At 67.5% G+C, this 22,884-nt stretch carries 20 protein-coding genes and 1 tRNA gene; 14 read left to right on the top strand and 7 right to left on the bottom strand.

Features of this window, described 5'->3' with window-relative positions; genetic code table 11:
• Window positions 1-35 precede the first annotated feature (35 nt).
• Window positions 36-1,484, bottom strand: coding sequence for an aminotransferase-like domain-containing protein (locus AC1DFU_RS10115; protein WP_441591915.1), 1,449 nt, complete (start codon window positions 1,482-1,484; stop codon window positions 36-38).
• A 175-nt stretch (window positions 1,485-1,659) separates the two neighbouring features.
• On the opposite strand from AC1DFU_RS10115, the gene AC1DFU_RS10120 reads away from it, so the two are divergent.
• On the top strand, window positions 1,660-2,043 hold the full coding sequence (locus AC1DFU_RS10120) for a hypothetical protein (protein WP_441591917.1): 384 nt from the start codon (window positions 1,660-1,662) through the stop codon (window positions 2,041-2,043).
• A complete protein-coding gene (locus tag AC1DFU_RS10125) occupies window positions 2,027-3,646 on the top strand; it encodes an NAD(P)/FAD-dependent oxidoreductase (RefSeq protein WP_092292265.1) in 1,620 nt (539 codons plus the stop codon). The genes AC1DFU_RS10120 and AC1DFU_RS10125 overlap by 17 nt, the downstream gene beginning before the upstream one ends.
• A gap of 3 nt (window positions 3,647-3,649) precedes the next feature.
• Here AC1DFU_RS10125 and AC1DFU_RS10130 read toward each other — a convergent pair whose 3' ends face one another.
• Window positions 3,650-4,912 (bottom strand): TIGR03862 family flavoprotein, encoded by a 1,263-nt coding sequence (locus tag AC1DFU_RS10130; RefSeq protein WP_441591918.1) that lies wholly within the window; start codon window positions 4,910-4,912, stop codon window positions 3,650-3,652.
• 157 nt (window positions 4,913-5,069) lie between these two features.
• On the opposite strand from AC1DFU_RS10130, the gene AC1DFU_RS10135 reads away from it, so the two are divergent.
• Together AC1DFU_RS10135 and AC1DFU_RS10140 are read left to right on the top strand one after the other, a co-directional pair.
• Window positions 5,070-6,179 (top strand): acyltransferase family protein, encoded by a 1,110-nt coding sequence (locus AC1DFU_RS10135; RefSeq protein WP_441591920.1) that lies wholly within the window; start codon window positions 5,070-5,072, stop codon window positions 6,177-6,179.
• A 55-nt stretch (window positions 6,180-6,234) separates the two neighbouring features.
• Window positions 6,235-6,837 carry a DUF1415 domain-containing protein gene (locus tag AC1DFU_RS10140; protein WP_441591921.1) on the top strand — a complete coding sequence of 201 codons (603 nt, stop codon included), beginning with the start codon at window positions 6,235-6,237 and terminating at the stop codon, window positions 6,835-6,837.
• 24 nt (window positions 6,838-6,861) lie between these two features.
• Here AC1DFU_RS10140 and AC1DFU_RS10145 read toward each other — a convergent pair whose 3' ends face one another.
• Window positions 6,862-7,704, bottom strand: a complete 843-nt coding sequence (locus AC1DFU_RS10145; RefSeq protein ID WP_092292273.1) for a class I SAM-dependent methyltransferase — start codon at window positions 7,702-7,704, stop codon at window positions 6,862-6,864.
• Between the two features lie 262 nt (window positions 7,705-7,966).
• Between AC1DFU_RS10145 and AC1DFU_RS10150 the strand changes: the two genes are divergently transcribed.
• The 4 genes from AC1DFU_RS10150 to AC1DFU_RS10165 all read left to right on the top strand — a co-directional run bounded on the left by AC1DFU_RS10150 (window position 7,967) and on the right by AC1DFU_RS10165 (window position 11,104).
• Entirely contained in the window at window positions 7,967-9,580 is a 1,614-nt protein-coding gene (locus AC1DFU_RS10150) for a DUF342 domain-containing protein (RefSeq protein ID WP_092292275.1), read from the top strand.
• A 190-nt stretch (window positions 9,581-9,770) separates the two neighbouring features.
• Window positions 9,771-10,226, top strand: coding sequence for a response regulator (locus tag AC1DFU_RS10155; RefSeq protein ID WP_441591923.1), 456 nt, complete (start codon window positions 9,771-9,773; stop codon window positions 10,224-10,226).
• Between the two features lie 295 nt (window positions 10,227-10,521).
• On the top strand, window positions 10,522-10,800 hold the full coding sequence (locus AC1DFU_RS10160) for a type II toxin-antitoxin system RelE/ParE family toxin (RefSeq protein ID WP_092292277.1): 279 nt from the start codon (window positions 10,522-10,524) through the stop codon (window positions 10,798-10,800).
• A 13-nt stretch (window positions 10,801-10,813) separates the two neighbouring features.
• On the top strand, window positions 10,814-11,104 hold the full coding sequence (locus AC1DFU_RS10165) for a HigA family addiction module antitoxin (RefSeq protein WP_441591925.1): 291 nt from the start codon (window positions 10,814-10,816) through the stop codon (window positions 11,102-11,104).
• 101 nt (window positions 11,105-11,205) lie between these two features.
• Here AC1DFU_RS10165 and AC1DFU_RS10170 read toward each other — a convergent pair.
• A tRNA-Thr gene (locus AC1DFU_RS10170) sits at window positions 11,206-11,281 on the bottom strand.
• A 179-nt stretch (window positions 11,282-11,460) separates the two neighbouring features.
• Complete coding sequence (locus AC1DFU_RS10175; protein WP_092292281.1) at window positions 11,461-12,528, bottom strand: porin; 1,068 nt, start codon at window positions 12,526-12,528, stop codon at window positions 11,461-11,463.
• 680 nt (window positions 12,529-13,208) lie between these two features.
• Here AC1DFU_RS10175 and AC1DFU_RS10180 point away from each other — a divergent pair.
• The 6 genes from AC1DFU_RS10180 to AC1DFU_RS10205 all read left to right on the top strand — a co-directional run bounded on the left by AC1DFU_RS10180 (window position 13,209) and on the right by AC1DFU_RS10205 (window position 18,853).
• Window positions 13,209-14,045 (top strand): NAD-dependent epimerase/dehydratase family protein, encoded by an 837-nt coding sequence (locus tag AC1DFU_RS10180; protein WP_092292283.1) that lies wholly within the window; start codon window positions 13,209-13,211, stop codon window positions 14,043-14,045.
• A gap of 52 nt (window positions 14,046-14,097) precedes the next feature.
• Window positions 14,098-14,955, top strand: a complete 858-nt coding sequence (locus AC1DFU_RS10185; RefSeq protein WP_441592172.1) for an SMP-30/gluconolactonase/LRE family protein — start codon at window positions 14,098-14,100, stop codon at window positions 14,953-14,955.
• Between the two features lie 131 nt (window positions 14,956-15,086).
• Window positions 15,087-16,055: a TRAP transporter substrate-binding protein gene (locus AC1DFU_RS10190; protein WP_369823397.1), complete on the top strand. Its 969-nt coding sequence runs from the start codon at window positions 15,087-15,089 to the stop codon at window positions 16,053-16,055.
• A 148-nt stretch (window positions 16,056-16,203) separates the two neighbouring features.
• A complete protein-coding gene (locus AC1DFU_RS10195; protein WP_092293275.1) occupies window positions 16,204-16,653 on the top strand; it encodes a TRAP transporter small permease in 450 nt (149 codons plus the stop codon).
• Complete coding sequence (locus AC1DFU_RS10200; RefSeq protein ID WP_092292289.1) at window positions 16,644-17,927, top strand: TRAP transporter large permease; 1,284 nt, start codon at window positions 16,644-16,646, stop codon at window positions 17,925-17,927. The genes AC1DFU_RS10195 and AC1DFU_RS10200 overlap by 10 nt, the downstream gene beginning before the upstream one ends.
• Window positions 17,900-18,853, top strand: a complete 954-nt coding sequence (locus AC1DFU_RS10205) for an aldose 1-epimerase (protein ID WP_441591928.1) — start codon at window positions 17,900-17,902, stop codon at window positions 18,851-18,853. Before AC1DFU_RS10200 ends, AC1DFU_RS10205 begins: the two co-directional genes overlap by 28 nt.
• A 67-nt stretch (window positions 18,854-18,920) precedes the next feature.
• On the opposite strand, the gene AC1DFU_RS10210 is transcribed toward AC1DFU_RS10205, so the two are convergent.
• Together AC1DFU_RS10210 and pepN are read right to left on the bottom strand one after the other, a co-directional pair.
• A complete protein-coding gene (locus tag AC1DFU_RS10210) occupies window positions 18,921-19,937 on the bottom strand; it encodes a class 1 fructose-bisphosphatase (RefSeq protein ID WP_441591930.1) in 1,017 nt (338 codons plus the stop codon).
• Window positions 19,938-20,030: 93 nt separating this feature from the next.
• Window positions 20,031-22,742 (bottom strand): aminopeptidase N, encoded by a 2,712-nt coding sequence (pepN, locus tag AC1DFU_RS10215; RefSeq protein WP_441591932.1) that lies wholly within the window; start codon window positions 22,740-22,742, stop codon window positions 20,031-20,033.
• Window positions 22,743-22,884 lie beyond the last annotated feature (142 nt).

Here is a 22,884-nt window from a genome sequence, read left to right on the forward strand (position 1 = left end):
TGCCGGGCGCGGGGGAGCGGGAGGGCAGGGCGGCGTCAGGGTGCCAGCCGACGCACCACGCCGGCCACCGTTTCCAACGCGCGTTCGAGCGCCGGCTCGCGCGGATTGCCGCAGTTGAGCCGCAGATAGTGATCGAAGCGGTTCGAATTCGAGAACATCGAGCCAGGCATGACTCGGATGCCATGGCTCAATACCTCCTCGAAGACGGCTTCGGACGACATCCCGGCCGGCAACTCGATCCACAGGTGCAGCCCGCCGCGCGGCAGCGTGAGCCGCGTGCCGGCCGGAAAGCTGCCCGCCACAGCCTGCGCCATCCATTCGCGCTGGATGCGCAACTGCTCGCGCAGGCGGCGCAGATGGCGCTCGAACGCGCCGGTGCCCATGAAATCGGCCACGGCGATCTGCGCGAGCATCTCGTTGGGGCGCGACAGGCCGAACTTGAGCATCTCCACGCGCGCCTGCCACTTGCCGGCGGCGATCCAGCCCAGCCGCATGCCCGGTGCCAGCACCTTGTGGAGCGAGGCGCAGTGGATCACGTTGCCCGTTGTATCCCACGTCTTGGCCGCCGCGAGCGGGGTCTCGCCCTCGTAGGTGGCGGCGCAGCTATCGTCCTCGATCAGCGTGATGCCGCGCGCCTCGCACCACGCCACCAGGCGCTGCTTGTGCGCGTCGGGCATGACGCAGCCGAGCGGGTTCTGCAGATTCGGCACCACGGCCACGGCCTTGATGTTGTCGTAGGTCTGCGCGGCCAGTTCCAGCGCCTCCAGCGAGATGCCGGTCTGCGGGCTGCACGGGATTTCGAGCGCGCGCATGCCCAGGCTCTCGAGAATCTGCAACAAACCGTAATACGTGGGCGATTCCACGGCGATGACATCGCCAGGCTTGGCCACGGCGCGCAGGGCGAGGTTCAGCGCCTCGGTGCAGCCGTGGGTGACGACGACGTCCTCAGGCGCGAGCTGGATCCGCGAGCGCAGCGCGTGCCGGGCGAGTGCGGCGCGCAGGGACGGGTGGCCGTCCGCCTCGGCTGCGGTGCCGAAGAGATCGGGATAGCGCCGCAGCGCGCGAGCCGTGGCGGTGCGCAGCGCAGCGGTGGGGTAGAGCGAGGGCGCGCCGCACGCGCCGCCAAAGTTGATCTTGATATCGCGATGCTGGCCGCGCGCGAGGATGGCCGAGATGCGCTGATGGATGCCGACGTATTGCGCCGGGTCAGGCAGGCCGGCGGCCGGTTCCTCGATCTGCGCCAGCGCCGGGCGCGACGGCGCGCGCACGAAGTAGCCCGAGCGCGGCCGCGCTTCGAGCAGGCCCGCGGTTTCCAGCTCCCGGCACGCCTGGAGCGCCGTGGACAGGCTCACCTCATGCAGCCCCATCAGCGACCGCACCGACGGCATGCGGTCGCCCACGGCCAGCGTGCCGGCGGCGATGGCCTGCCGGTAGTGGCCGGCCACCTGTTGATAAAGGGGGAGGGAGGGGTGCGTGGCAGTCATGGCGCGATCATCGCCCACGGGGCGCGGGCACAACAGATACAGATGAAGGGTGTCTGTATCGTAACAGAGCCGGACTGTGCGATCTGTTCTGGTCGCACCCGCAATCCCTTGTGCCTGTTGGCTTGGCGGGTCGCCGGATAGGCTGGAGACCTGATTCTGGACCCGGAGCGCGATCATGTCCCAAGCGAAATTCTCGACCGAAACCTACCAGTTGGCCGCCGGTCAGTGGCTCAAGCTGCACCTGAAGCCCGGCGCCGTGGTGCACCTCGCATCCGGTCGCCTGACCGTGGCGGGCCCGCCAACCTGGCTGGCCGAGACGGTTAGCCGGCCTGCCGCCACGCTCACGCCCGGCGCGGTGTACATCGCCGGCATCGCCGGCTGGACCACGTTGGCGGCCCACGGCGCGGCAACCGTGCACATCATGCAGCCGGCGCCGCCCCCGGGATGGTGGCGACTGATAAAATCCCGCTTCGGCCGATCTGGCCTCCTGCTGGGTAACGCCCGGCCACCAGACACCAAGGCCGCTGAAATACCCGTTCCCCATGCTACGTCTAAGTGAAGTCAAACTCCCGCTCGACCATACCGAGAGCGACCTGGAGGCAGCCGTGCGCAGCCACCTCGCGCAGATCGGTGTCAAAGGCGACGGGATGGTCGCGTTCACCGTCTTCCGCCGCGCGCACGATGCCCGCAAGCGCGCCGATATCAAGCTGACCTACATCGTCGATATCGAAGTCCGCGACGAGGCCGCCGCCCTCCAGCGCATGGCCGGCAAGCCCAACTGGAGCGTGACGCCCGACATGACGTACCGCTTCGTGGCACAGGCCCCGGCGGGCGGGCCGACGCTGCGCCCGGTGGTGATCGGCCTGGGTCCGTGCGGGCTGCTGGCCGGCCTGCTGCTGGCGCAGATGGGCTTCCGCCCGATCATCCTCGAGCGCGGCAAGGAAGTGCGCGAGCGCACCAAGGACACTTTCGGCCTGTGGCGCAAGAGCGTGCTCAATCCCGAGTCGAACGTGCAGTTTGGCGAAGGCGGCGCGGGCACGTTCTCGGACGGCAAGCTCTACAGCCAGATCAAGGACCCCCGCCACTACGGTCGCAAGGTGCTCGATGAATTTGTGCGCGCGGGCGCACCCGAGGACATCCTCTTCAAGGCGCGGCCCCACATCGGCACATTCCGGCTGGTGAGCATGGTGGAGAAGATGCGCGCCGAGATGCTGTCGTTGGGCGCCGAAATCCGCTTCGAGACGCGCGTGGACGACATCGACATCGAGAACGGCCAGGTGCGCGGGCTCAAGCTCTCCACCGGCGACTACCTCGAGTGCGACCACGTGGTGCTGGCCGTGGGCCACAGCGCGCGCGACACCTTCCACATGCTGCACGACCGCGGCGTGTTCATGGAGGCCAAGCCGTTCTCGCTGGGCTTCCGCATCGAGCATCCGCAGGGGCTGATCAACCGCAGCCGCTTCGGCAAGTTCGCTGGCAACAAGCTGCTGGGCGCGGCGGACTACAAGGTGGTGCACCACGCCAGCAATGGGCGCGCGGTGTACAGCTTCTGCATGTGCCCGGGCGGCACGGTGGTGGCGGCGGCATCCGAGCCGGGCCGGCTGGTGACCAACGGCATGAGCCAGTACTACCGGGCCGAGCGCAACGCCAACGCCGGCATCGTGGTGGGTATCACGCCGGAGGTCGATTTCCCGGGTGGCCCGCTGGCCGGCATCGCCCTCCAGCGTCACTGGGAGGAGCGTGCCTTCGTGCTCGGCGGCAGCGACTACCGCGCGCCGGGCCAGCTGGTGGGGGATTTCATCGCGGGACGGCCGTCCACGGCGCTGGGCTCGGTCGAGCCCTCGTACAAGCCGGGCGTGACGCCGACGGACCTCAGCACGGCGCTGCCGGACTATGTGATTGACGCGATCCGCGAGGCGCTGCCGGAACTCGACAAGAAGATTGCCGGGTTTGCGATGCACGACGCCGTGCTGACCGGGGTGGAGACGCGCACGTCGTCGCCGCTGCGGATCCGGCGCAATAACGACGACTACCAGAGCATCAATGTGAAGGGGCTGTACCCGGCGGGCGAGGGCGCCGGCTATGCGGGCGGGATCTACTCGGCCGCCATCGACGGTATCGAGGTGGCCGAAGCCGTGGCGCTCGACATCGCCAACAGCTAGCCGTTACATACCCATCAGATAGTTGGCCGCGCCCAGGCCGGCCATCCGCCCACTGGCGAAGCAGGCTGTCAGCAGATAGCCGCCGGTGGGCGCCTCCCAGTCCAGCATCTCCCCCGCGCAGAACACGCCCGGCATGGCGTTGAGCATCAGGTGATCGTTCATCGCCTCGAACGCGACGCCGCCGGCCGTGCTGATGACCTCGTCGATGGGCCGCGCGCGCACCAGCCGCAGCGGCAGCGCCTTGATGGCCGCCGCGAGGGCGGCCGGATCATGCATGTCGGCCTTCGACACGCCTTCATAGAGCAGCCCTGCCTTGACCCCGGTAATGCCGAGCTTGCTCTGCAGGTGGCTCGACACCGAGCGCGAGCCGCGCGGGCGGGCGATCTCGTCGGCCACGCGCGCCGCGCTCATGCCGGGCGCCAGGTCCAGGCGGATCTCGGCGCTGCCATCCCGTTCGATGAGATCGCGGATCGGGGCGGACAGCGCGTAGACCAGGCTGCCTTCGATGCCGGTCGCGCTGATCACGAACTCGCCCTGGCGATGCAGCGGCGTGCCGTCCGGCGTGGTGACCGCCATCGCCACGGATTTCACCGGCTGGCCGGCGTAGCGCTCGCGGAAGACATCGGACCAGTCCACGTCGAATCCGCAATTGGCGGGGCGCAGCGGGGTGATGGTCACGTCATGTTCGGCGAGCCAGGGTACCCAGGCTGCGTCCGATCCCAGTCGCGCCCAGCTGCCGCCGCCCAGCGCCAGCACCACGGCTGGCGCCGACACCGTCGATTCGCCCGCCGGCGAGGCGAAGCGGAGTTGGCCTGCATCGTCCCAGCCCAGCCAGCGATGTCGGGTGTGCACGCGCACGCCCGATTCCCGCAGCCGATGCAACCATGTGCGCAGCAGCGGCGCGGCTTTCATCTCGGTGGGGAAGACACGGCCTGAGCTGCCGACGAAGGTGTCGATGCCGAGCCCGTGCACCCAGGCGCGCAGCGCCGGGCCGTCGAACTCGGCCAGCAGTGGCGCGATGCGGTTGGCCCGCTGCCCGTAGCGCGCCAGGAAGGCCGGCGCGGGCTCGGAATGCGTGATGTTCATGCCGCCCTTGCCGGCCATCAGGAACTTGCGGCCGACCGAGGGCATGGCGTCGTAGACGTCTACCGCGACGCCGCGCCCGGCCAGCGCCTCGGCCGCCATCAACCCGGCCGGCCCGCCGCCGATGACCACGGCGTGGGGCGTGCCAGACGGGGCGGATGCTGAAATGGAGGAGGCGGACATGGGCGGTTGCCGGTTGGCGGAGCAGGGGGAAGAGACGCGGGACGCCGCGCATTATAGGTGACAGCGCCCCGGCACCACGACCGTGCGCGGACGTGCGGTGGCGCACAGCGGGCGCTCCCGGCGCCGGCCAGACTCGTGCGAAACAGGGGAGGCTTCCATGAGCTCAGCACCGCGCAATCCCACCATCGACATGTGCAGGGGCATCGGCATCGCGCTGGTGGTCTTCAGCCATGCCTGGGCCTTGCCCGATCCGGTGTATCGGGCGATCTACTCGATGGCCTTTCCCGCCTTCCTGCTGCGGGCCGGGCTCGTGTTCCAGCCCTCGCGGGCGGTGGCCGCGCCGGCCTCGCACCTGTGGGGCAAGTTCATGCGGCTGGTGGTGCCGGCCTGGGGCATGGGGCTGGTGCTGGCGGTACCTTACATCGTCGCGTGGGCGCTCGGCCGCTTTCCCCACGATGAGTTCACCATGCGCTTTGTCGGCACCATGACCGGGTCCGCCATCAACGAATGGAATTTCCTGAGCACGCCGCTGTGGTCGCTGTTCTGCCTGTTCTGGCTGGACGTGGTGGCCACCGCGCTGTCGCGGCTGGGCCCGAGCGTGGCCGGGGCGCTGATGACCAGCGTTGGGCTGGTCTGGATCGTCTTCACGCAGGGTGGCGGTACGTGGTCGGACGTGAACCCGGTGGAGTGGCCGTTTTCGCTGCGCAACGTGGGCTGCGCCATGGTGTTCTACGGCGCCGGGCTCTGGATGGGCGGCGGCAAGGGGCCCCGTGCCGCGGCGGTGGGGCCGATGCAGTTCACGCCGGCCTCGCTGACCATGCGGCGCGCCCTGCTGCTGGTGGTCACGCTGGCGGTCTGGGTGCTGGCCGTCCGGCATGCGCCAGATGTATTGAATGTGTCGCGCAACCGCATCGGCACCACGCCCATGGCGATGGCGATGACGTTGCTCGCAGCCTTCGCCGGCACCGCGCTGCTGTGGCAGGTGGTGGTGCTGCTGCCGACCTCCCGCGCGGTGGTTTGGCTCGGCACGCATACGCTGCCCGTGTTCGGCTTCAACTACCTCGTCAACAAGATCGTGTTCGAGACGGCCACCCGCGCCGGCGTGGAAGTGGCGCGGCTGGGCAACTGGTGGTGGGTGCTGGCGCTGATCGAGCTGGGGCTGCTGTGCGCCATCGCCTGGATGCTGGATCGCATGGGGCCCATCGGCGACCTGTTCAATGGCCGGCCGCTCAAGCGGGTGGGGCGAGAAAAGGCGCGCATGGCCTGACTTGGGAGGCAGGGGCGGGGCGTAGAATGGCGCTTTGCCAGCCGCTGTCCCCGCCATGCCTGCCACGCCCGCCTTTCCTGATTCCGCCGATGCCACCGATGCCACCGATGCCCAGATCGTCGAGGCCGTGCGCCATTGGCTGTCGCGCGCCGTCATCGGCCTGAACCTGTGCCCGTTCGCCAAGAGCGTCTATGTGAAGGATCAGGTGCGCTACGTGGTCAGCCCGGCCATGGGGGCGGAAGACCTGCTCGAGGAACTTGAGGGTGAACTGCGCGGGCTGGCGGACGCCGATCCGGCACAGACCGACACCACGCTGCTGATCGTGCCGCACGCGCTGGCGGACTTCCTCACCTACAACGACTTCCTGTATTTCGCCGAGCGCCTGCTGCGCAGCCTGCGGCTGGCCGGCACACTCCAGATCGCCAGCTTCCACCCGGACTACCAGTTCGAAGGCACCGAGCCGGACGACATCGAGAACTACACCAACCGCGCGCCGTATCCGATCCTGCACCTGCTGCGGGAAGACAGCATCGCGCGCGCCGCCGAGGCGTTTCCGGACGCCGCCGATATCTACGAGCGCAACCAGGCCACCATGCGGCGGCTGGGCGTCGACGGCTATCGGCAGTGGATGTCGGAAAAATCCCAAGACGAAGGCTGACCCCAGCCTGCCCGGGCGGCCCCGTCAGGGCGCGGTGAAGAACCGCTCGCCCATTTCCTCGAGTCCCAGCGTTTCCAGCACGTTCTGGAGCCGGTCGGCCGCCCGCTTGCGCGGCAGGTCCTTGTACTGGGCGATGATCAACTCGTTTTTCATCGAATGTTCCCAGCCCACCAGTTCGGTCACGCTGACCTGGTAGCCGTGCGCCTCGAGCTGCAGGCAACGCAGCACATTGGTCACCTGACTGCCGAACTCGCGCGTATGCAGCGGATGGCGCCAGATCTCCGTCAGCGGATTGCCGGCCAGCAGCTTGCCCTTGTGCTTGCGCAGCACGCTGGCCACCTCGGCCTGGCAGCACGGCACCAGCACGATGTGGCGTGCCTGCCGGGCCAGGGCGAAGCGGATGGCATCGTCCGTGGCGGTGTTGCACGCGTGCAGCGCGGTCACCACGTCCACCGTGGCGGGCAGGGCGGGCGAGGTGATGGATTCGGCTACCGACAGGTTCAGGAACGACATGCCCGGGAATTCCGCGCGCGCGGCCAGCTCCTGTGAGCTTTTCACCAGCTCCTCGCGGGTCTCGATACCGTAGATGTGCGAGTTCTTGCCCTGTTCCTCAGGCAGATCCTTGAAGAACAGGTCGTAGAGGATGAAGCCCAGATAGGACTTGCCGGCGCCATGGTCCACCAGCGAGACGGCGCCGCGCGCGTCCGCCACCTCGCGCAGCAGCGGCTCGATGAACTGGAACAGGTGGTAGACCTGCTTGAGCTTGCGGCGGCTGTCCTGGTTCATCTTGCCGTCGCGCGTCAGGATGTGGAGTGCCTTGAGCAGCTCGATGGACTGGCCGGGACGGACTTCGTAACTATTGGACATGGAGGGCAAAACCTGCGGCGGGGGACATCGGAGGGCGACAGTTTACCGAAATCCCGCCGCCCGGCCCGTCATCGCCCGATTTCCGGGGGGCTCAGCAGGAGTGATACCCCACTTTTGTGGGCTAAAGTTCACTCCGCCCGCTGCCGTTGATCAAAGATCGACGACAAGCAGAGTTGGCGGCAGCAAACGGCGATCCTTGCGGAAGGATCGGGGCCACGGCCCGGCCGGACTGCCATCGCCTGCCACACAGAAGCGGGGACACATGACAGCCGACGCCGGACTACGCCTGGAACTGAGCCAGCCAGGGGACCACGTACGCGCGTGCTTTGCACCGGAGCCGGGACGCCTGCCGCCCGACCGCGCCACCCTCGAAGCCAGCCTCGAGGAACATGGCTGGCGCGGCGCGCGGCTCGACCAGGGCGCGGTGAACGCCTTCCTGACCCAGTGCCAACTGGCTGACGGCGAGGTCGACGGCGTGATCGGCAGCCTGCTCGACGGGGCCTTCGAACTCGAAATCACTGCTGACAAGCTGTCCCTGCTGCTGACGCTGATGCCGCCCGAGGGCGGCCGGGCGATCAATATCGAGGACATTGCCGCCGCGGCGACCTCGATGAACGTGGTGGCGCTGCTCGACAAGGCGGCCATCGAAGTGGCGCTGGAGGCCGGCAGCTGCGAAGGGCGCGAAATCGCGCGCGGTGTGGCGCCGGTGCAGGGCCAGGCAGCGCGCTTCGACAGCCTGGTGCAGCCGCGCAAGCCCGCGCAGACCGAGAACGAGGACGACCGCTTCGACCTGCGCGACCTGGGCAGCCTGCTGCTGGTGAACCCCGGCACGGCGCTGATGCGCCGCACCCCGGCCCGCCCGGGCCAGGACGGCATGGACATCCTGGGCAAACCGATCCCGGCTGACCCGATGATCGATACGCCGTTCGCCGCGGACCTGACCGGCGTGGCCATCGACCCCAACGACCCGCTGCTGCTGCTGGCCGTGATCGCCGGATCGCCGCGCGTCCTGCCGAGTGGCGTGATCGTGAGCCCCGTAGTGGACGTGGAGGCGGTGGACCTGCACTCCGGCAACGTCACGTTCGACGGCTCGCTGCGCGTGTCGGGCGACATTCGCACCGGCATGTCGGTCCGCGTGACCGGCGACGTGGTGGTCAGCGGCACGATCGAGGCGGCGCACGTGGAAGCCGGCGGCGACGTCATCGTCAAGGGCGGCATCATCGGCAAGGCCGAGACCGCGCACGGCGCCGATTCCGGCGAGATTGCGAGTGTGCGCAGCAAGGGCGCGGTGCATGCGCGCTATATCCAGAATGCGATTGTCGAGGCGGCCACCGAGGTCGTGGTGGAAAGCGGCATCCGCCAGAGCGACGTCTCGGCGGGCGAGCGCGTCACGGTGGGCAGCCCGACCGGCCAGGGCAGCATCAGCGGCGGCCGCACACGCGCGCTGGCCAGCGTCAGCACCGCCATGCTAGGCGCGCCAGCCGGCACGGCCACGACGGTGCAGGTGGGCCTCAACCCGTTTGCCGACCAGCAGAAGGCGGAGTTGGAGGAGCAACGGCGCAAGATCCTGGAGGAGCAGGCCAAGCTCCAGCAACTGGCCGCGTTTTTCGCGAAACATCCAGAGCGCGCCGTCGGCGACATCCGCGAAAAAGCGCGCGCGACGATGTACAAGATCAACCGAGATTTGTTCGAACTGGACGCCGAGATCGCCAAGCTGACCGAGCAGATGAAGCCATCCGACGAGGCGGTGATCGCCGTGGGACGGCGCATTCATGGCGGCGTGACGATGCAGGTGGGCCACAAGATCCTCAAGGTGATGGAGGACAAGACCGGTGGCCAGGTGCGCGTGGTGGACGACCGGATCTCGGTGACCTGACCGGCGTGGTGTTACGGCGGATTGGGCGGACGTTACGGCTGTCGTAACATCGGAGGGGCCCCGCCGGCCGGCTTGCCCGGCGGCGCGACTCCCTTGTCCGGCAAGGGTTTGCGGGCCGATCGGCTTCCCCTTCTTCCATTGGCATGGCCCTTGCGGATGGCTCCCCGGCAAGACCAACGGGGAGACAGCCATGCGCGCGATCATCATCGACAGCCAGCCGCTGGTGCGGATCGGCATCCTGCGGATGCTGGAGCACCTGCCGGACATCGGTCCCGTCCTCAGCATCGACCCGGAGGCCGTGGGGACGCTGGCGGTGGCCGACGAGCGGGTGCTGGTGGTGTACGGCATGTCGAGCGAGTCCACCGACAATTGGGCGCTGCTGCGCCGGCTGCATCGCAGGATGCCGCAGGCGCGCATCCTGCTGCTCTCCGACAACATCTGGCTGCACGTGCCGTCATCGCTACAGGTCTGCGGGGTGATGGCGCACGCGCCGAAATCGGCCTCGATCGAACGGCTGGAGGCAAGCATCCGGCACCTGCTGGGCGACACGGGCGCCATGCCCCAGCCGGCACCCCGCTCGGAAGCCTGGCAGCCGCTGCATCCACCCCACGCCATCGTCGTCCCGGCGGCGCGCCGAGCATGCTGAACGACGCCCGCTGAACCACGCTCACCATGGCGGGAAATCTGGACTAAGCTGGAAGCGTGTCCTGGGGTGCCGCAGGATCCGCGACAGCTAGTTCCGGGCAGCGAATGAAGACGCGGTCCAGCACACTGCGAAGGCGTTACGCGGAACCGGATCACGAGGCACTGGAATCAGAAAAGCCAACCTGCTAGCGGGTTGGCTTTTCTTTTTGGCGGGTCGCGAACGTGGCGATTGAGAGGAATCTTTGCGTTACGTAACCCTAGGGGTTACACTCTCCGCCGACGATTGCCGTCTCACCATGATTCGCTCATTTGCGCACAAGGGTCTCGAACGCTTCTTCACCACAGGCAGCACGGCGGCGATTCCCGCGATGCACGCCAAGCGGTTGCGGCTGATCCTGGCGCTGCTGGACGAGGCAGCCTCGGCGCGCGATATGGATGCGCCCGGCTTGCGACTGCACGCGCTCAAGGGCGACCGCGCGGAGCTTTGGGCCGTGACGGTGCAGGCGAACTGGCGGGTGACCTTCCGGTTCGAGAACGGGGACGCGCACATCGTCAACTACATTGACTATCACTAGTGAGAGGGGCGCCATGCGCATGCACAATCCACCGCATCCGGGCGAGTTGCTTGCGGAGTTTTGGCTCGAACCGCTGCGGCTGACGATTACCGATACCGCCGCGGCGCTCGATGTTTCGCGGAAGACGGTTTCCGAGATCGTGAATGGCCGGGCTGGCATCACGCCGGAGATGGCGGTTCGGCTTGAACTGGCGTTCGGCAAGAGCGCCGAGTCTTGGCTCGCGCATCAGGCCGCGTACGACCTGTGGCAGGTGGACCAGTACCGCAGCGAGCTGCGCGTGCGCTCGCTCCAGCCCGCGACCTGAGCTTCGCCCCAAGTGCGCCGCCCATGAAAAAACCCGCAGCGCTTGCGCGGTGCGGGTTTTTGAAGGCGACGCGGAAAAACTGGCGTCGCCGGTAATGCTGTTGGTGCCGAAGAGAGGAATCGAACCCCCGACCTTCTCATTACGAATGAGCTGCTCTACCGACTGAGCTACTTCGGCAACACCGTTGAGTGTTTGCAGCGCCTTGCGTTGCTTGCGAAACAATCGAACTGAGCCCGCAATCTTAGCGGTGAGTTTTGGGTTTGGCAAGACCCCTGTGCAGATTTTTTGCGCGATTCTTGCTGTGGCAACGCCGCCGGAACAACACGGAAAGCCGGCGGCGCGCCACAGGCGTCACATCAGAACTTGTGGCGCAGGCCTGCCATCACGCCAACCCGGCTGCCGTGGCCGTAGAAGGGGGTCTGGAAGGTGGACTGGCCGCCCAGCGTGCGCCAGGCGTCGGTCAGGTTCGTGTAGTCGGCTTCGAGGTACACGTCCGTGCGCTTGCTGAACGCGTAGTCGAGCATCAGGGCGCCGGTGAAGCGGTTGCCGGAGTCGTCGCCGTGCTTCAGGTGGTCGTAGGTGCCGGTCGCGATCACGGACCACGCGTTGGTGAACGCGTATTGCAGGCCCAGGTAGCCGGCTTGGTTCTTGTAGCCGGCGTTGTCGACGTTGCTGTTGGTGTAGCCGAGGTAGACCGTGGCCGGGCCGACCTTGTAGGTGCCGCCGAGCGTCCAGACCTTCTGGTCGCTTACGGGTACGGCCACGCCGTAGTACGCCGCCGTGTCGCGCATGATCTGGTAGCCGCCGCCGACCATGAACGGGCCCGAGGCGTAGCTCACGCTGGCGCCCGTGGAGGACGAATTCGAGAAGCTGCCCGCCACCTCGCCGAAGGCGTGCTGCGCCGCGATCGAGAACCCGCCGAACCGGCCCGAGTACTTGATCATGTTGTCCTGGCGCACGCCGCCGGTGTAGTTGCCGCCCTGGAAGCCGACGATGGCGAGGTTGGCCAGCGCCATCGCGTCGTAGCTGGCGATGACTTCGTGGATCACGGTGAACTGGCGGCCCAACGTGACCGTGCCGAAGTCGCCCTGCAGGCCGACGTATGCCTTGCGGCCGAACAGGCGGTTGCCTTGCAGGCTCTGGCCGGCGTCGGGCGAGAAGCCCGATTCGAGCACGAACAGCGCCTGGTAGCCGCGGCCCAGGTCTTCCAGGCCGTACATGCCCCAGCGGCTGCCGGTAAGCACGCCGTCGGTCATCTGGACCTTGCCGTTGCCGGCGGCGGATTCGTTCGAGGTGTAGCGGATCGTGGTATCGACAATGCCGTACAGCGTGACATTGGATTGCGCGTGGGCGGGCGCCGTGGCGCCCAGTGCGGCGGCGCCGAGTGCTGCGGTAGTGAAGAAGGGCGCGAGGGCTCGCTTCATGGTTTGCGTCTCCATCCTGGCTCGTTATCGGTTGTTGTTGCGGAATGGCCGGTGCCTGTTTCTTTGTGGACTTCTGCGACGTCCTTGGCTCAGGCGTTGACCTGCACCGGCGTGGCGTGAAGGCAGCCCCGGACTGGCTATCCGGGGCGCCGGGACCGCTGATTTCCGGGGTTGGGAAAGGCAACCCAAGTCGTCAGATGTCCTATGACATCGTACCTTACAGAAAAATAACATCGCAAGACATAGGACGAGACATTAGTCAGCGCGCAACACTAGAGCCGCCTGTCAGTTTTGCGGGAGGATGGTCGGATGGCAGACATTTCGGCATCTCCGTCGAGATGCCGTCGTCGATGCAGGGACGATGCACGAAAGCCTGGACGCTGCCGATGGATTTGAGCCAACCCATATGGATGGCCGATCTCCGGTCGATGGGTCTCGCCGGCCCCTGTCAAAAGACACCGTTTTCAAAGCACCAAAATCATCCTAAACCCCAATACGCGCCAATCCGTTTCAGTTGTCTGCAAACTAAAACTTCTAGGGAATTCACTGACGTTGCACCGCCTTGACCGCAGGTTGACGGACGATTAGATTCCAGTCACGTTGTATGACGACAGATCAATCAACCTATCCACATATCCCGCGAGGCCCTTGGCGGGGCCACGCCAGCGCATCCCGAACCTATGTCCCTCGCCCCCAAAGATCCGCTCGACGGTGTCGTCACCCGTTGCCATCGCATCCTGCTGACCGGCGCGGCCGGCAACCTCGGCAAGGTCCTGCGTGACCGCCTGAAGCGCTATGCCGATGTGGTGCGTATCTCCGATATCGCCGACCTCGGCCCGGCAGGCGCGCAGGAAGAAGTCGTGCCCTGCGATTTGTCTGATCCCAAGGCCGTCCACGCGCTGGTGGCGGGCGTCGATGCCATCGTCCATCTGGGTGGCGTGTCGGTGGAGCGTCCGTTCGAGGAGATCCTGCCGGCCAATATCCAGGGCACCTACCACCTCTACGAGGCGGCGCGGCGCCATGGCGTGCGGCGCATCGTGTTCGCCAGCTCCAATCACGTGATTGGCTTCTACAAGCAGGGCGAGGTGCTCGACGCCGATTCGCCGCCGCGCCCGGACGGCTATTACGGCGTGAGCAAGGCGTTCGGCGAGCAGCTGGGCAGCTTCTATTTCGACCGCTACGGCATCGAGACCGTGGCGCTGCGCATCGGCTCGTCGTTCCCGGAGGCGAAGGACCGCCGCATGCTGGTCACCTGGCTCGGCTACGACGATCTGGAGCAGCTGATCAAGCGCGCGGTCTTCGTGCCGGAAGTGGGCTTCACGATCGTCTACGGCGCCTCGGCCAACCGCGATAGCTGGTGGGACAACAGCAAGGCGGCGCGGCTCGGTTTCCGGCCGGTGGAGTCGTCGGAGCAGTTCCGGGCCAAGGTGGAATCGGTGCCGCCGCTGCCGGCGGATGATTCGGCGGGCTGGTACCAGGGCGGCGCCTTCGTCAAGGCCGGCCCGTTCGGGGACTGACGCCGTGAGCGACCAAGTTTCGCAAGTCACCCCGATCGAACGCATCGGCAACATGCGCTGCGGCGTGGGCGAAAGCCCCGTCTGGCACGCCGCCGAGGCCGCGCTGTACTGGACCGATATTCCCGGCCGCACGCTGTGGCGATACGACCCGGCCAGCGGGCAGACCGACCACTGGAGCCTGCCCGAGATGGCCGGCTGCATGGCGATGACGCCGGACGGCGGCTGGCTGCTGGCGATGGAGACCGGGCTGTTCCGTGTGGCCCGGCTGGTGCCGGGGCAGGCCACACCGTCGCTGCAACGCGTGGCCACGGTGGCGCATGCGCGCGCCGGCATGCGTTTCAACGATGGCCGCTGTGACCGCCAAGGCCGCTTCTGGGCCGGCACGATGGTCATGGACATGTCGCTGGCCGCGCCCGACGGCAAGCTCTATCGCCATGACCCCGCCACCGGCGCACTGGACGTCATGCGTGACGAATTGATCACCCCCAACGGGCTCGCCTTCAGCCCCGATGGCCGCACGATGTATCTGTCCGATTCGCACCCCGCGCGGCAGGCCGTGTGGGCGTACGACTACGACACCGACACCGGCACGCCGACCAACCCGCGCCTGTTCATCGACATGAACCGCTACCCGGGCCGCCCCGACGGTGCCGCCGTGGATGCCGAGGGCGGCTACTGGATCTGCGGCAACGACGCCGGGCAGGTCCACCGTTTCACGCCCGATGGCCGGCTGGACCGGTCGCTGGCGGTGCCCGTGGCCAAGCCGGCGATGTGCGCGTTCGGCGGCGCCGGGCTGGACACCCTCTATGTCACGTCGATCCGCACCGATGACACCGATCCGCTCTCGGGCGCGGTGTTCGCGCTGCAACCGGGCGTGCGCGGCCTCGAGGAGCCCACGCTGCGCGCCTGACACCCGTATTGCCGTATCACCGCATTGCTTGCCCGCAAGCCCCAAGTCTTGAAGTCTTGATCGAAAAACTACAAATCCGGAGGCACTTCATGTTTTCTACCCAACTCCCGCGCGTCCGCCTGGGCGCCCTGATGGCCGCCATGGCCGCCGCTGCTGCCACCTTGGCCACCGTGGCGATGCCGATGGCCGCGCAGGCCGCGGACATGCGCTCGGCTGACATCCACCCCGAGGACTACCCGACCGTGCAGGCCGTGCGCCACATGGGCGAGTTGCTCAAGCAGCGTTCCAATGGCCGGCTGACGGTCAAGGTGTTCGCGCAGGGTTCGCTTGGCAGCGAGAAGGATGCGATCGAGCAGACCAAGATCGGCGCGCTCTCGATGGTCCGCGTGAACTCGGCGGCCATGAACAACATCTGCGAGGCGACCATCGTCCCGACGATGCCGTTCCTGTTCCGCTCTACCGACCACATGCGCCACGTGCTGGACGGCCCGATCGGCGACGACATCCTGAAGTCGTGCGAGAAGAACGGCTTTATCGGCCTGGCCTGGTATGACAGCGGCTCGCGCTCGATGTACACCACCAAGCGCCCGATCCGCACGCTGGCCGATGCCAAGGGCATGAAGATCCGCGTGCAGCAGTCGGACCTCTGGGTCTCGCTGCTGGAGGCGATGCACGCCAACGCCACGCCGATGCCGTGGGGCGAGGTCTACACCGCGCTGAAGACCGGCCTGGTCGATGGCGCCGAGAACAACTGGCCCAGCTACGAAAGCTCGCGCCAGTTCGAGGTGGCCAAGTACTACTCGCTGACCGAGCACTCGATGGCGCCCGAAATGCTGCTGTTCTCGAAGGTGATGTGGGACCGCATGTCCAAGGATGACCAGGCGATGGTCCGCCAGGCCGCCAAGGACTCGGTGCCGTACATGCGCAAGCTGTGGGACGAGCGCGAGCTGAAGTCGCGCAAGATGGTGGAGGCCGCCGGCGTGCAGATCATCAGCGTCGACAAGACCTCGTTCCAGGCCGCGATGAAGCCCGTCTATGACCGCTTCATCACCAGCGCCCAGATGAAGGACCTCGTGCGCCGCGCGCAGGATACGAAGTAAGGGCCCCATCATGCTTTCGTCTTCCCCTACCCCGGCCACGCCGGTGGACGGCACGCCGGGGCCCGCTCCGGCGCCTGTCACCAGCCCCGCTGGCCCCGCCGGCGTCAACTTCTACACCCGCTTCTGCGCCACGCTGGCCCGCGCCTGCATGGCGCTGGGCGTGACCGGGCTCGTGCTGCTGGTCCTTGCCGTGCTTACGCAGGTGTTCGGCCGCTACGTGCTGAACGACACGCCCACCTGGGCCGAAACCATCGCCATGCTGCTCGTGCTCTACGTGACGATGCTCGGTACGGCCGTGGGCGTGCGCGACGCCGGCCACATCGGCCTGGAGTCCCTGCTGGTGCTGCTGCCCGAACGCATCCGTACCAAGATCGAGCTGCTGATCCACGTGCTGGTCGGCACCTTCGGCGCGGTCATGGCCTACAACTGCGCGCTGCTGGCGCTGTCCGTGGCGGACTACAAGCTGCCCACCCTCGGCATCTCCGAGGGCTGGCGCTATTTGCCGCCGGTGATCGCCGGCGCGCTGATCGTGCTGTTTTCGATCGAACACATCATTGCGGTGCTGAAAGGCACGGAAGTGGAGCCGGCATGGCACTGATCATTCTCTCCATCAGCTTCTTCGGCCTGCTGGTCCTTGGCGTGCCGGTGGCGTTCTCGATCGGCCTGTCGGCGGTCATCACCATCCTGTACGAGGGCCTGCCGCTGGCCGTGGTGTTCCAGCAGATGACCTCGGGCATGAACGCGTTCTCGTTCCTGGCCATCCCGTTCTTCATCTTCGCCGGCGAGCTGATGCTGTACGGCGGCATCGCGGACCGCATCGTCAACTTCGCCAAGTCGATGGCCGGCCATGTGCGCGGCGGGCTGGGCATGTCGAACGTGCTGGCGTGCACGCTGTTCGGGGGCGTCTCCGGCTCGCCGGTGGCCGATGTGTCGGCCATGGGCGCGGTGATGATCCCGATGATGAAGCGCGAGGGCTACCACGCCGACTACGCGGTCAACGTGACCACGCACGCGGCGCTGGTCGGCGCGCTGATGCCGACCAGCCACAACATGATCATCTACACGCTGGCGGCGGGCGGGAAGGTGTCGATTGCCGCGCTGATCCTGGCCGGCGTGCTGCCGGCGCTGATCCTGACGATCTGCAACCTGGCCGCCGCCTACTTCGTGGCGCGCAGCCGGGGCTATCCGGCGGGCAAGTTCCCGGGCTGGGACATCGTCGGCCACTCGCTGGCGGCGGCGCTGCCCGGGCTGTTCGTGGTGGTGCTGATCCTGGTGGGCATCCTGTCGGGCGTGTTCACGGCGACGGAGTCGGCGGCGGTGGCGGTGCTCTACGCGCTGGCGCTGACTGTGCTGGTCTACCGCTCGCTGACGCGCGAGCAGTTCGTCAAGGCCGCGGCCAAGGCGGTCAAGACCACCGGCGTGGTGCTGCTGCTGATCGGCATTTCCGGCACCTTCGGCTACCTGATCAGCCTCTATGGCGTGGCCGAGCTGACCGGGCAGTTCCTGAGTTCGCTGTCCACCAGTCCGTGGATGATCTTCCTGATGGTGAACGTGATGCTGTTCATCCTCGGCACCTTCCTGGACATGGCCGCGACCATCCTGATCTGCACGCCGATCTTCCTGCCCATCTGCCAGCACTTCGGCATGGGGCCGGTGCAGTTCGGCATGATGATGCTGATCAACTGCGCGCTGGGGCTGAACACGCCGCCGGTTGGCACGACGCAGTTCGTCGGCTGCGCCATCGGCGGGGTGTCGGTGGGGCAGGTGATGAAGACGATCTGGCCGTTCTACGGGGCGCTGCTGGCGGCCCTGCTGATGGTCACCTACGTGCCGGCGTTCTCGATGTGGCTGCCGGACCTGCTGCTGAAGTGAGCGGCTGGCTGACCCCCGGCGCACTGCACACCGTGCGCGCGGGCGCCCACGTCCTGACCGTGGCGCCCGCCGCCGGTGGCCGCATGGCCGCGCTGACCACCACGCGCGCCGATGGCACCGCCATCGACTGGCTCGCACCCATGCCGGCCGAGGCGCTGCGCGAGGGCTTCGAGGCCCGCGCCTGGCCCAAGGCCGGCAGCTATCCGCTGCTGCCGTATTCGAACCGCATCCGCGATGGCCGCTTCCGCTGGCAGGGGCGCGAGGTCCAGTTGCCGCCGCATCCGGGCCAGCCGCACGCGATGCATGGCTTCGGGCACGTCCGGCCGTGGCAGGTGGTGGAATCTCAGGAAAATGCGATCACGCTGGCGCTCCAGCATCCGCCCGGCACCGACTGGCCCTGGGCCGTGCTGGCGCGGCAGTCGCTGGTGCTGGACGAGGCGGGCCTCGCCGCCGCGCTCGACATCCGAAACGTGGGGGATACGCCGATGCCGGTGGGCGGCGGCTTCCATCCGTTCTTCGCCCGGCCGCCCGGTCTGCGTATCCAGTTCGATGCGGCCCACGTCTGGCCGGCGGACGGCGGCGGGGTGGCCACGGGCCGTGCGGCCATCGGGCGGCGCGAGGCCTTCCTGCGCGAGCGTCATCTGCCCGATGCGGATCTCTCCGTCTACTACAGCGGCTGGAAGCGCCAGGCCACACTGCGACGCGCGGACGGCGCCACGCTGACCCTGCGCGCCGCCGAGCCGCTCGAGCATCTGATCCTCCATGCGCCCGGCGGGTGCGACTTCGTCTGCCTGGAGCCGGTCTCGCACGTGGCTGACGCCGTCAACCTGTGCGCCCGGGGCTGGGAGGGCACCGGCCTGCGCGCGCTGGCGCCCGGGGAGTCGGTCACGTTCCGCATGCAGTGGCTCATCGAGGTGCCGCGCTGATATGCAAACAGGGCGCCGGAGCGCCCTGTCTTGTCCTGCATCCCCCTATATATAGAGAGGGACTGGCTTACGCCTTGCCTTCGGCTTCCCGGTGGGCGCGCGTGATGCGGTCCACCTCGTTCTTCGAGCCGAGCACCACCGACACGCGCTGGTGCAGCTGCGTCGGCTGCACGTCCAGGATGCGGTCGTGGCCGTTCGTGGCCGCGCCGCCGGCCTGTTCGACCAGGAACGCCATCGGGTTGGCCTCGTACATCAGACGCAGCTTGCCCGGCTTCTCCGGCTCGCGCTTGTCCCACGGATAGAGGAACACGCCGCCGCGGGTCAGGATGCGGTGCACATCGGCCACCATCGACGCCACCCAGCGCATATTGAAGTTCTTGCCGCGCGGGCCTTCCTCGCCGGCCAGGCATTCGTCGATGTACTCGCGCACGGGCGGGGCCCAGTGACGCATGTTCGACATATTGATCGCAAATTCCTTGGTGTCTTCGGGAATCTGCACGTCCGACTGGGTCAGCACGAAGCTGCCAGCCTCGCGGTCCAGCGTGAACATGTGCACGCCGTTGCCGACCGTCAGCACCAGCGTCGTCTGCGGGCCGTACACGGCGTAGCCGGCCGCCACCTGATGCGTGCCCGGCTGCAGGAAGTCGTGCTCCGTCACGGTCTGGCCCGGCTTGGGCATGTGCAGCACCGAGAAGATCGTGCCGATCGACACGTTCACGTCGATATTCGACGAGCCGTCGAGCGGATCGAACAGCAGCAGGTACTCACCCTTCGGATAGCGGTTCGGGATCTCGTAGAACGAGTCCATTTCCTCCGAGGCCATCGCCGCCAGGTGGCCGCCCCACTCGTTGGCGTCGAGCAGCACTTCATTGGCGATGACGTCCAGCTTCTGCTGGGTCTCGCCCTGCACGTTGCCGGTGCCGGCCGAGCCGAGCACGCCCGCGAGGGCGCCCTTGCTCACGGCGTTGGAAATGGCCTTGCAGGCGCGCGCCACCACCTCGATCAGCAGCCGGAGCTCCGGCTGGATCGTGTTGTGCTTGCGCTGCTCCTCGACCAGATAGCGGGTGAGGCTGATGCGTGTCATGTGGTTCTCCTTCGATGGCCGCAATTCTACATGTCTGCCGCTACGGACATGGCAGTTTTACGAATGGTTGCCTCTCCGTCCTCACCCCCGGGGTCAGGCAGCCAGCGACTTGCCGACGATCTCCCGCACGTCGCGCGAGAGCGTCTGGCACGCCGCCACGCGCTCCAGCGCGGCGCGCATGCGGTCCCGCAGCGGCAGCGCGTATTTCTGCCAGCGATCCATCACCCGCGCCAGCCGGGCGGCCACCTGCGGGTTGATGGCGTCCAGCGCCAGCACCTGATCGGCCCAGAATTCGTAGCCGGAGCCGTCCTCGGCATGGAACTGCGCCGGATTGCCCGAGCAGAAGCTGAAGATCAGCGAGCGCGCCCGGTTCGGGTTGCGCAGGTTGAAGGCGGGATGGTCCATCAGCGCGCGCACGGTGTCGATGGTGCGCTTGCCGGCGTGCGGGCCCACGTCGCCACGCTGCATGCCCTGGAGCGAGAACCATTTGTCGATGACCAGCGCATCCTGCTCGAAGCGCTGGTAGAAGTCCGCCAGCGCGTGCTCGCGGCCCGGCGCGAAGCTGTTGACCAGCGCCGAGAGCGCCGCGGCGCGGTCGGTCATGTTGTCGGCCTGCTGGTAGTGGGTGTCGGCCAGCGCCTGCATGGCGGCGTCGCCGCTGTCGGCCAGATAGCCAAGCGCGAGGTTGCGCAGCGCGCGGCGGGCCATCGCGTCCGCATCGGGGCTGTACGGCCCCGGAGTGGCGTTGGCTTCATATGCGGCCAGCCACTCGCGTTGCAGCGCGCTGGCCAGGCCTTCGCGCATGAACAGGCGGGCATGGTGGATCGCGGCCGGGTCGGCCACGCCCATCCGCTCGGCCAGATAGGCTTCGGCGGGCAGCATCAACGCCTGCTCGCGGAACGCCGGGCTCAGCGAGCCGTCCGTCAGCACAGCGCGGAAGGCGGCCACCAGCGCCGGATCGAGCTTCAGTTCGCGGCCGGCCTGCACCTCGCCCACCAGTTTCAGCAGCGCGCGCGTGGCCAGGCGCTGGCCGGCTTCCCAGCGGTTGAAGGCGTCGCTGTCGTGGGCCAGCAGGAAGGTCAGTTCGGCATCGGAATATTCATAGTCGACGATGACCGGCGCCGAGAAGTCGCGCAGCAGCGAGGGCAGGGGCGCCTTGTCGCCGCGCGGCAGCCCGGTGAAGCGGAAGGTCTGCTCGGCCTGCGTGAAGTCGAGCACGCGGGTGGTGCCACGCGGGGTGGCTTCCCCGGCGGACTCGCCTTCGAGGTGCAGCGGCAGGTCGGCGCCATCGGCCCCGATCAGGCCCACCGCGAACGGGACGTGGAACGGCTGCTTCTCGGGCGTGCCCGCGCGGGTCTCGATGCCGACCTTGGGGCAGCGCTGGGTCAGCGTCAGCGCCAGCGTGCCGGCGGCGCCGTCCCACGCGGTCTTCACGCTGACCACCGGCGTGCCGGCCTGGCTGTACCAGAGCCCGAACTGGGTCAGGTCGCGACCGTTGGCGTCGGCCATGGCGGCGCGGAAGTCGTCGCAGGCCACGGCCTGGCCGTCATGGCGCTGGAAGTACAGGTCCATGCCCTTGCGGAAGCCGTCGCGGCCCAGCAGGGTCTGGTACATCCGCACGACTTCGGCGCCTTTCTCGTAGACCGTGACGGTGTAGAAGTTGTTGATTTCCTCGTAGCTGTCCGGGCGCACCGGGTGGGCCATCGGGCCGGCATCCTCGGGGAACTGCACCTGGCGCAGCACGCGGACGTCCTCGATCCGCTTCACCGCGCGGCCGGATTCGGAGCCCATCATGTCCGCCGAGAACTCCTGGTCGCGGAACACCGTCAACCCTTCCTTGAGCGAGAGCTGGAACCAGTCGCGGCAGGTCACGCGGTTGCCGGTCCAGTTGTGGAAGTACTCATGCCCCACCACCGACTCGATATTGGCGAAGTCCACGTCCGTGGCCGTCTGCGCATTGGCGAGCACGTACTTCGTATTGAAGATGTTCAGGCCCTTGTTCTCCATCGCGCCCATGTTGAAGTCGCTCACGGCGACGATCATGAAGCGGTCGAGATCGAGTTCCAGGCCGAAGCGGCGCTCGTCCCAGCGGATGGCATGGATCAGGGAGTCCATGGCGTGGCGGGTCTTGTCGAGGTCCTGCGGCTCCACCCAGACCTGCAGCAGCTTTTCCTTGCCCGATGCGGAGGTGATGCGTTCCTCGATGCAGGCCAGCTTGCCGGCCACCAGCGCGAACAGGTAGGACGGCTTGCGGAACGGGTCTTCCCAGACGGCCTCGTGCCGGCCATCGGGCAAGGCGCGCTCGGACAGCAGGTTGCCGTTGGAGAGCAGCACCGGACTGGCGGCGCGGTCGGCGCGCAGCGTGACGCGGTAGGTCGCCATCACGTCGGGGCGATCGAGGAAATAGGTGATGCGGCGGAAGCCTTCGGCTTCGCACTGGGTGAAGAAGTTGCCGTTGGAGACGTAGAGGCCGGACAGCGTGGTGTTCGCCGCCGGATTGCAGGCAGTGGTAATGACGAGCGTGCCTTGCGCCGGCAGGCCGGTCAGCGTGAGCGTGCCGGCGTCTTCCTTCGTGCTGGCGAACGGCTGGCCGTCGAGGGTCACGCCGAGCAGTTCCAGCGCTTCGCCGACCATGACCAGCGGGGCGTCGCCGGCCGCGCCGGGCGCGCGCTGGAAGGTCAGCGTGCTGGCGACGACGGTGCGTTGCGGGTCCAGCTCCAGCACCAGGTCGACGTGGTCGATGGCGAAGGCGGGCGGAGTATAGTCCTTGCGATAGACGGTAACGGGCGTATCGGTGCGCAGCATGGGGAATCCTGTCTTCGGAGTGACCGGGGGCGGGCGCCACGGCGGGTGGCGGTGCGGAGGTTCCGCGGAAGTCCCCATTGTAGCCAAGGGCGGCGGGGAATTCCGGGAGAGCGCCCGTGTCTGAAGTCTGGTAGGACGAACG

The organism is Cupriavidus sp. 10L45 (assembly GCF_056395225.1).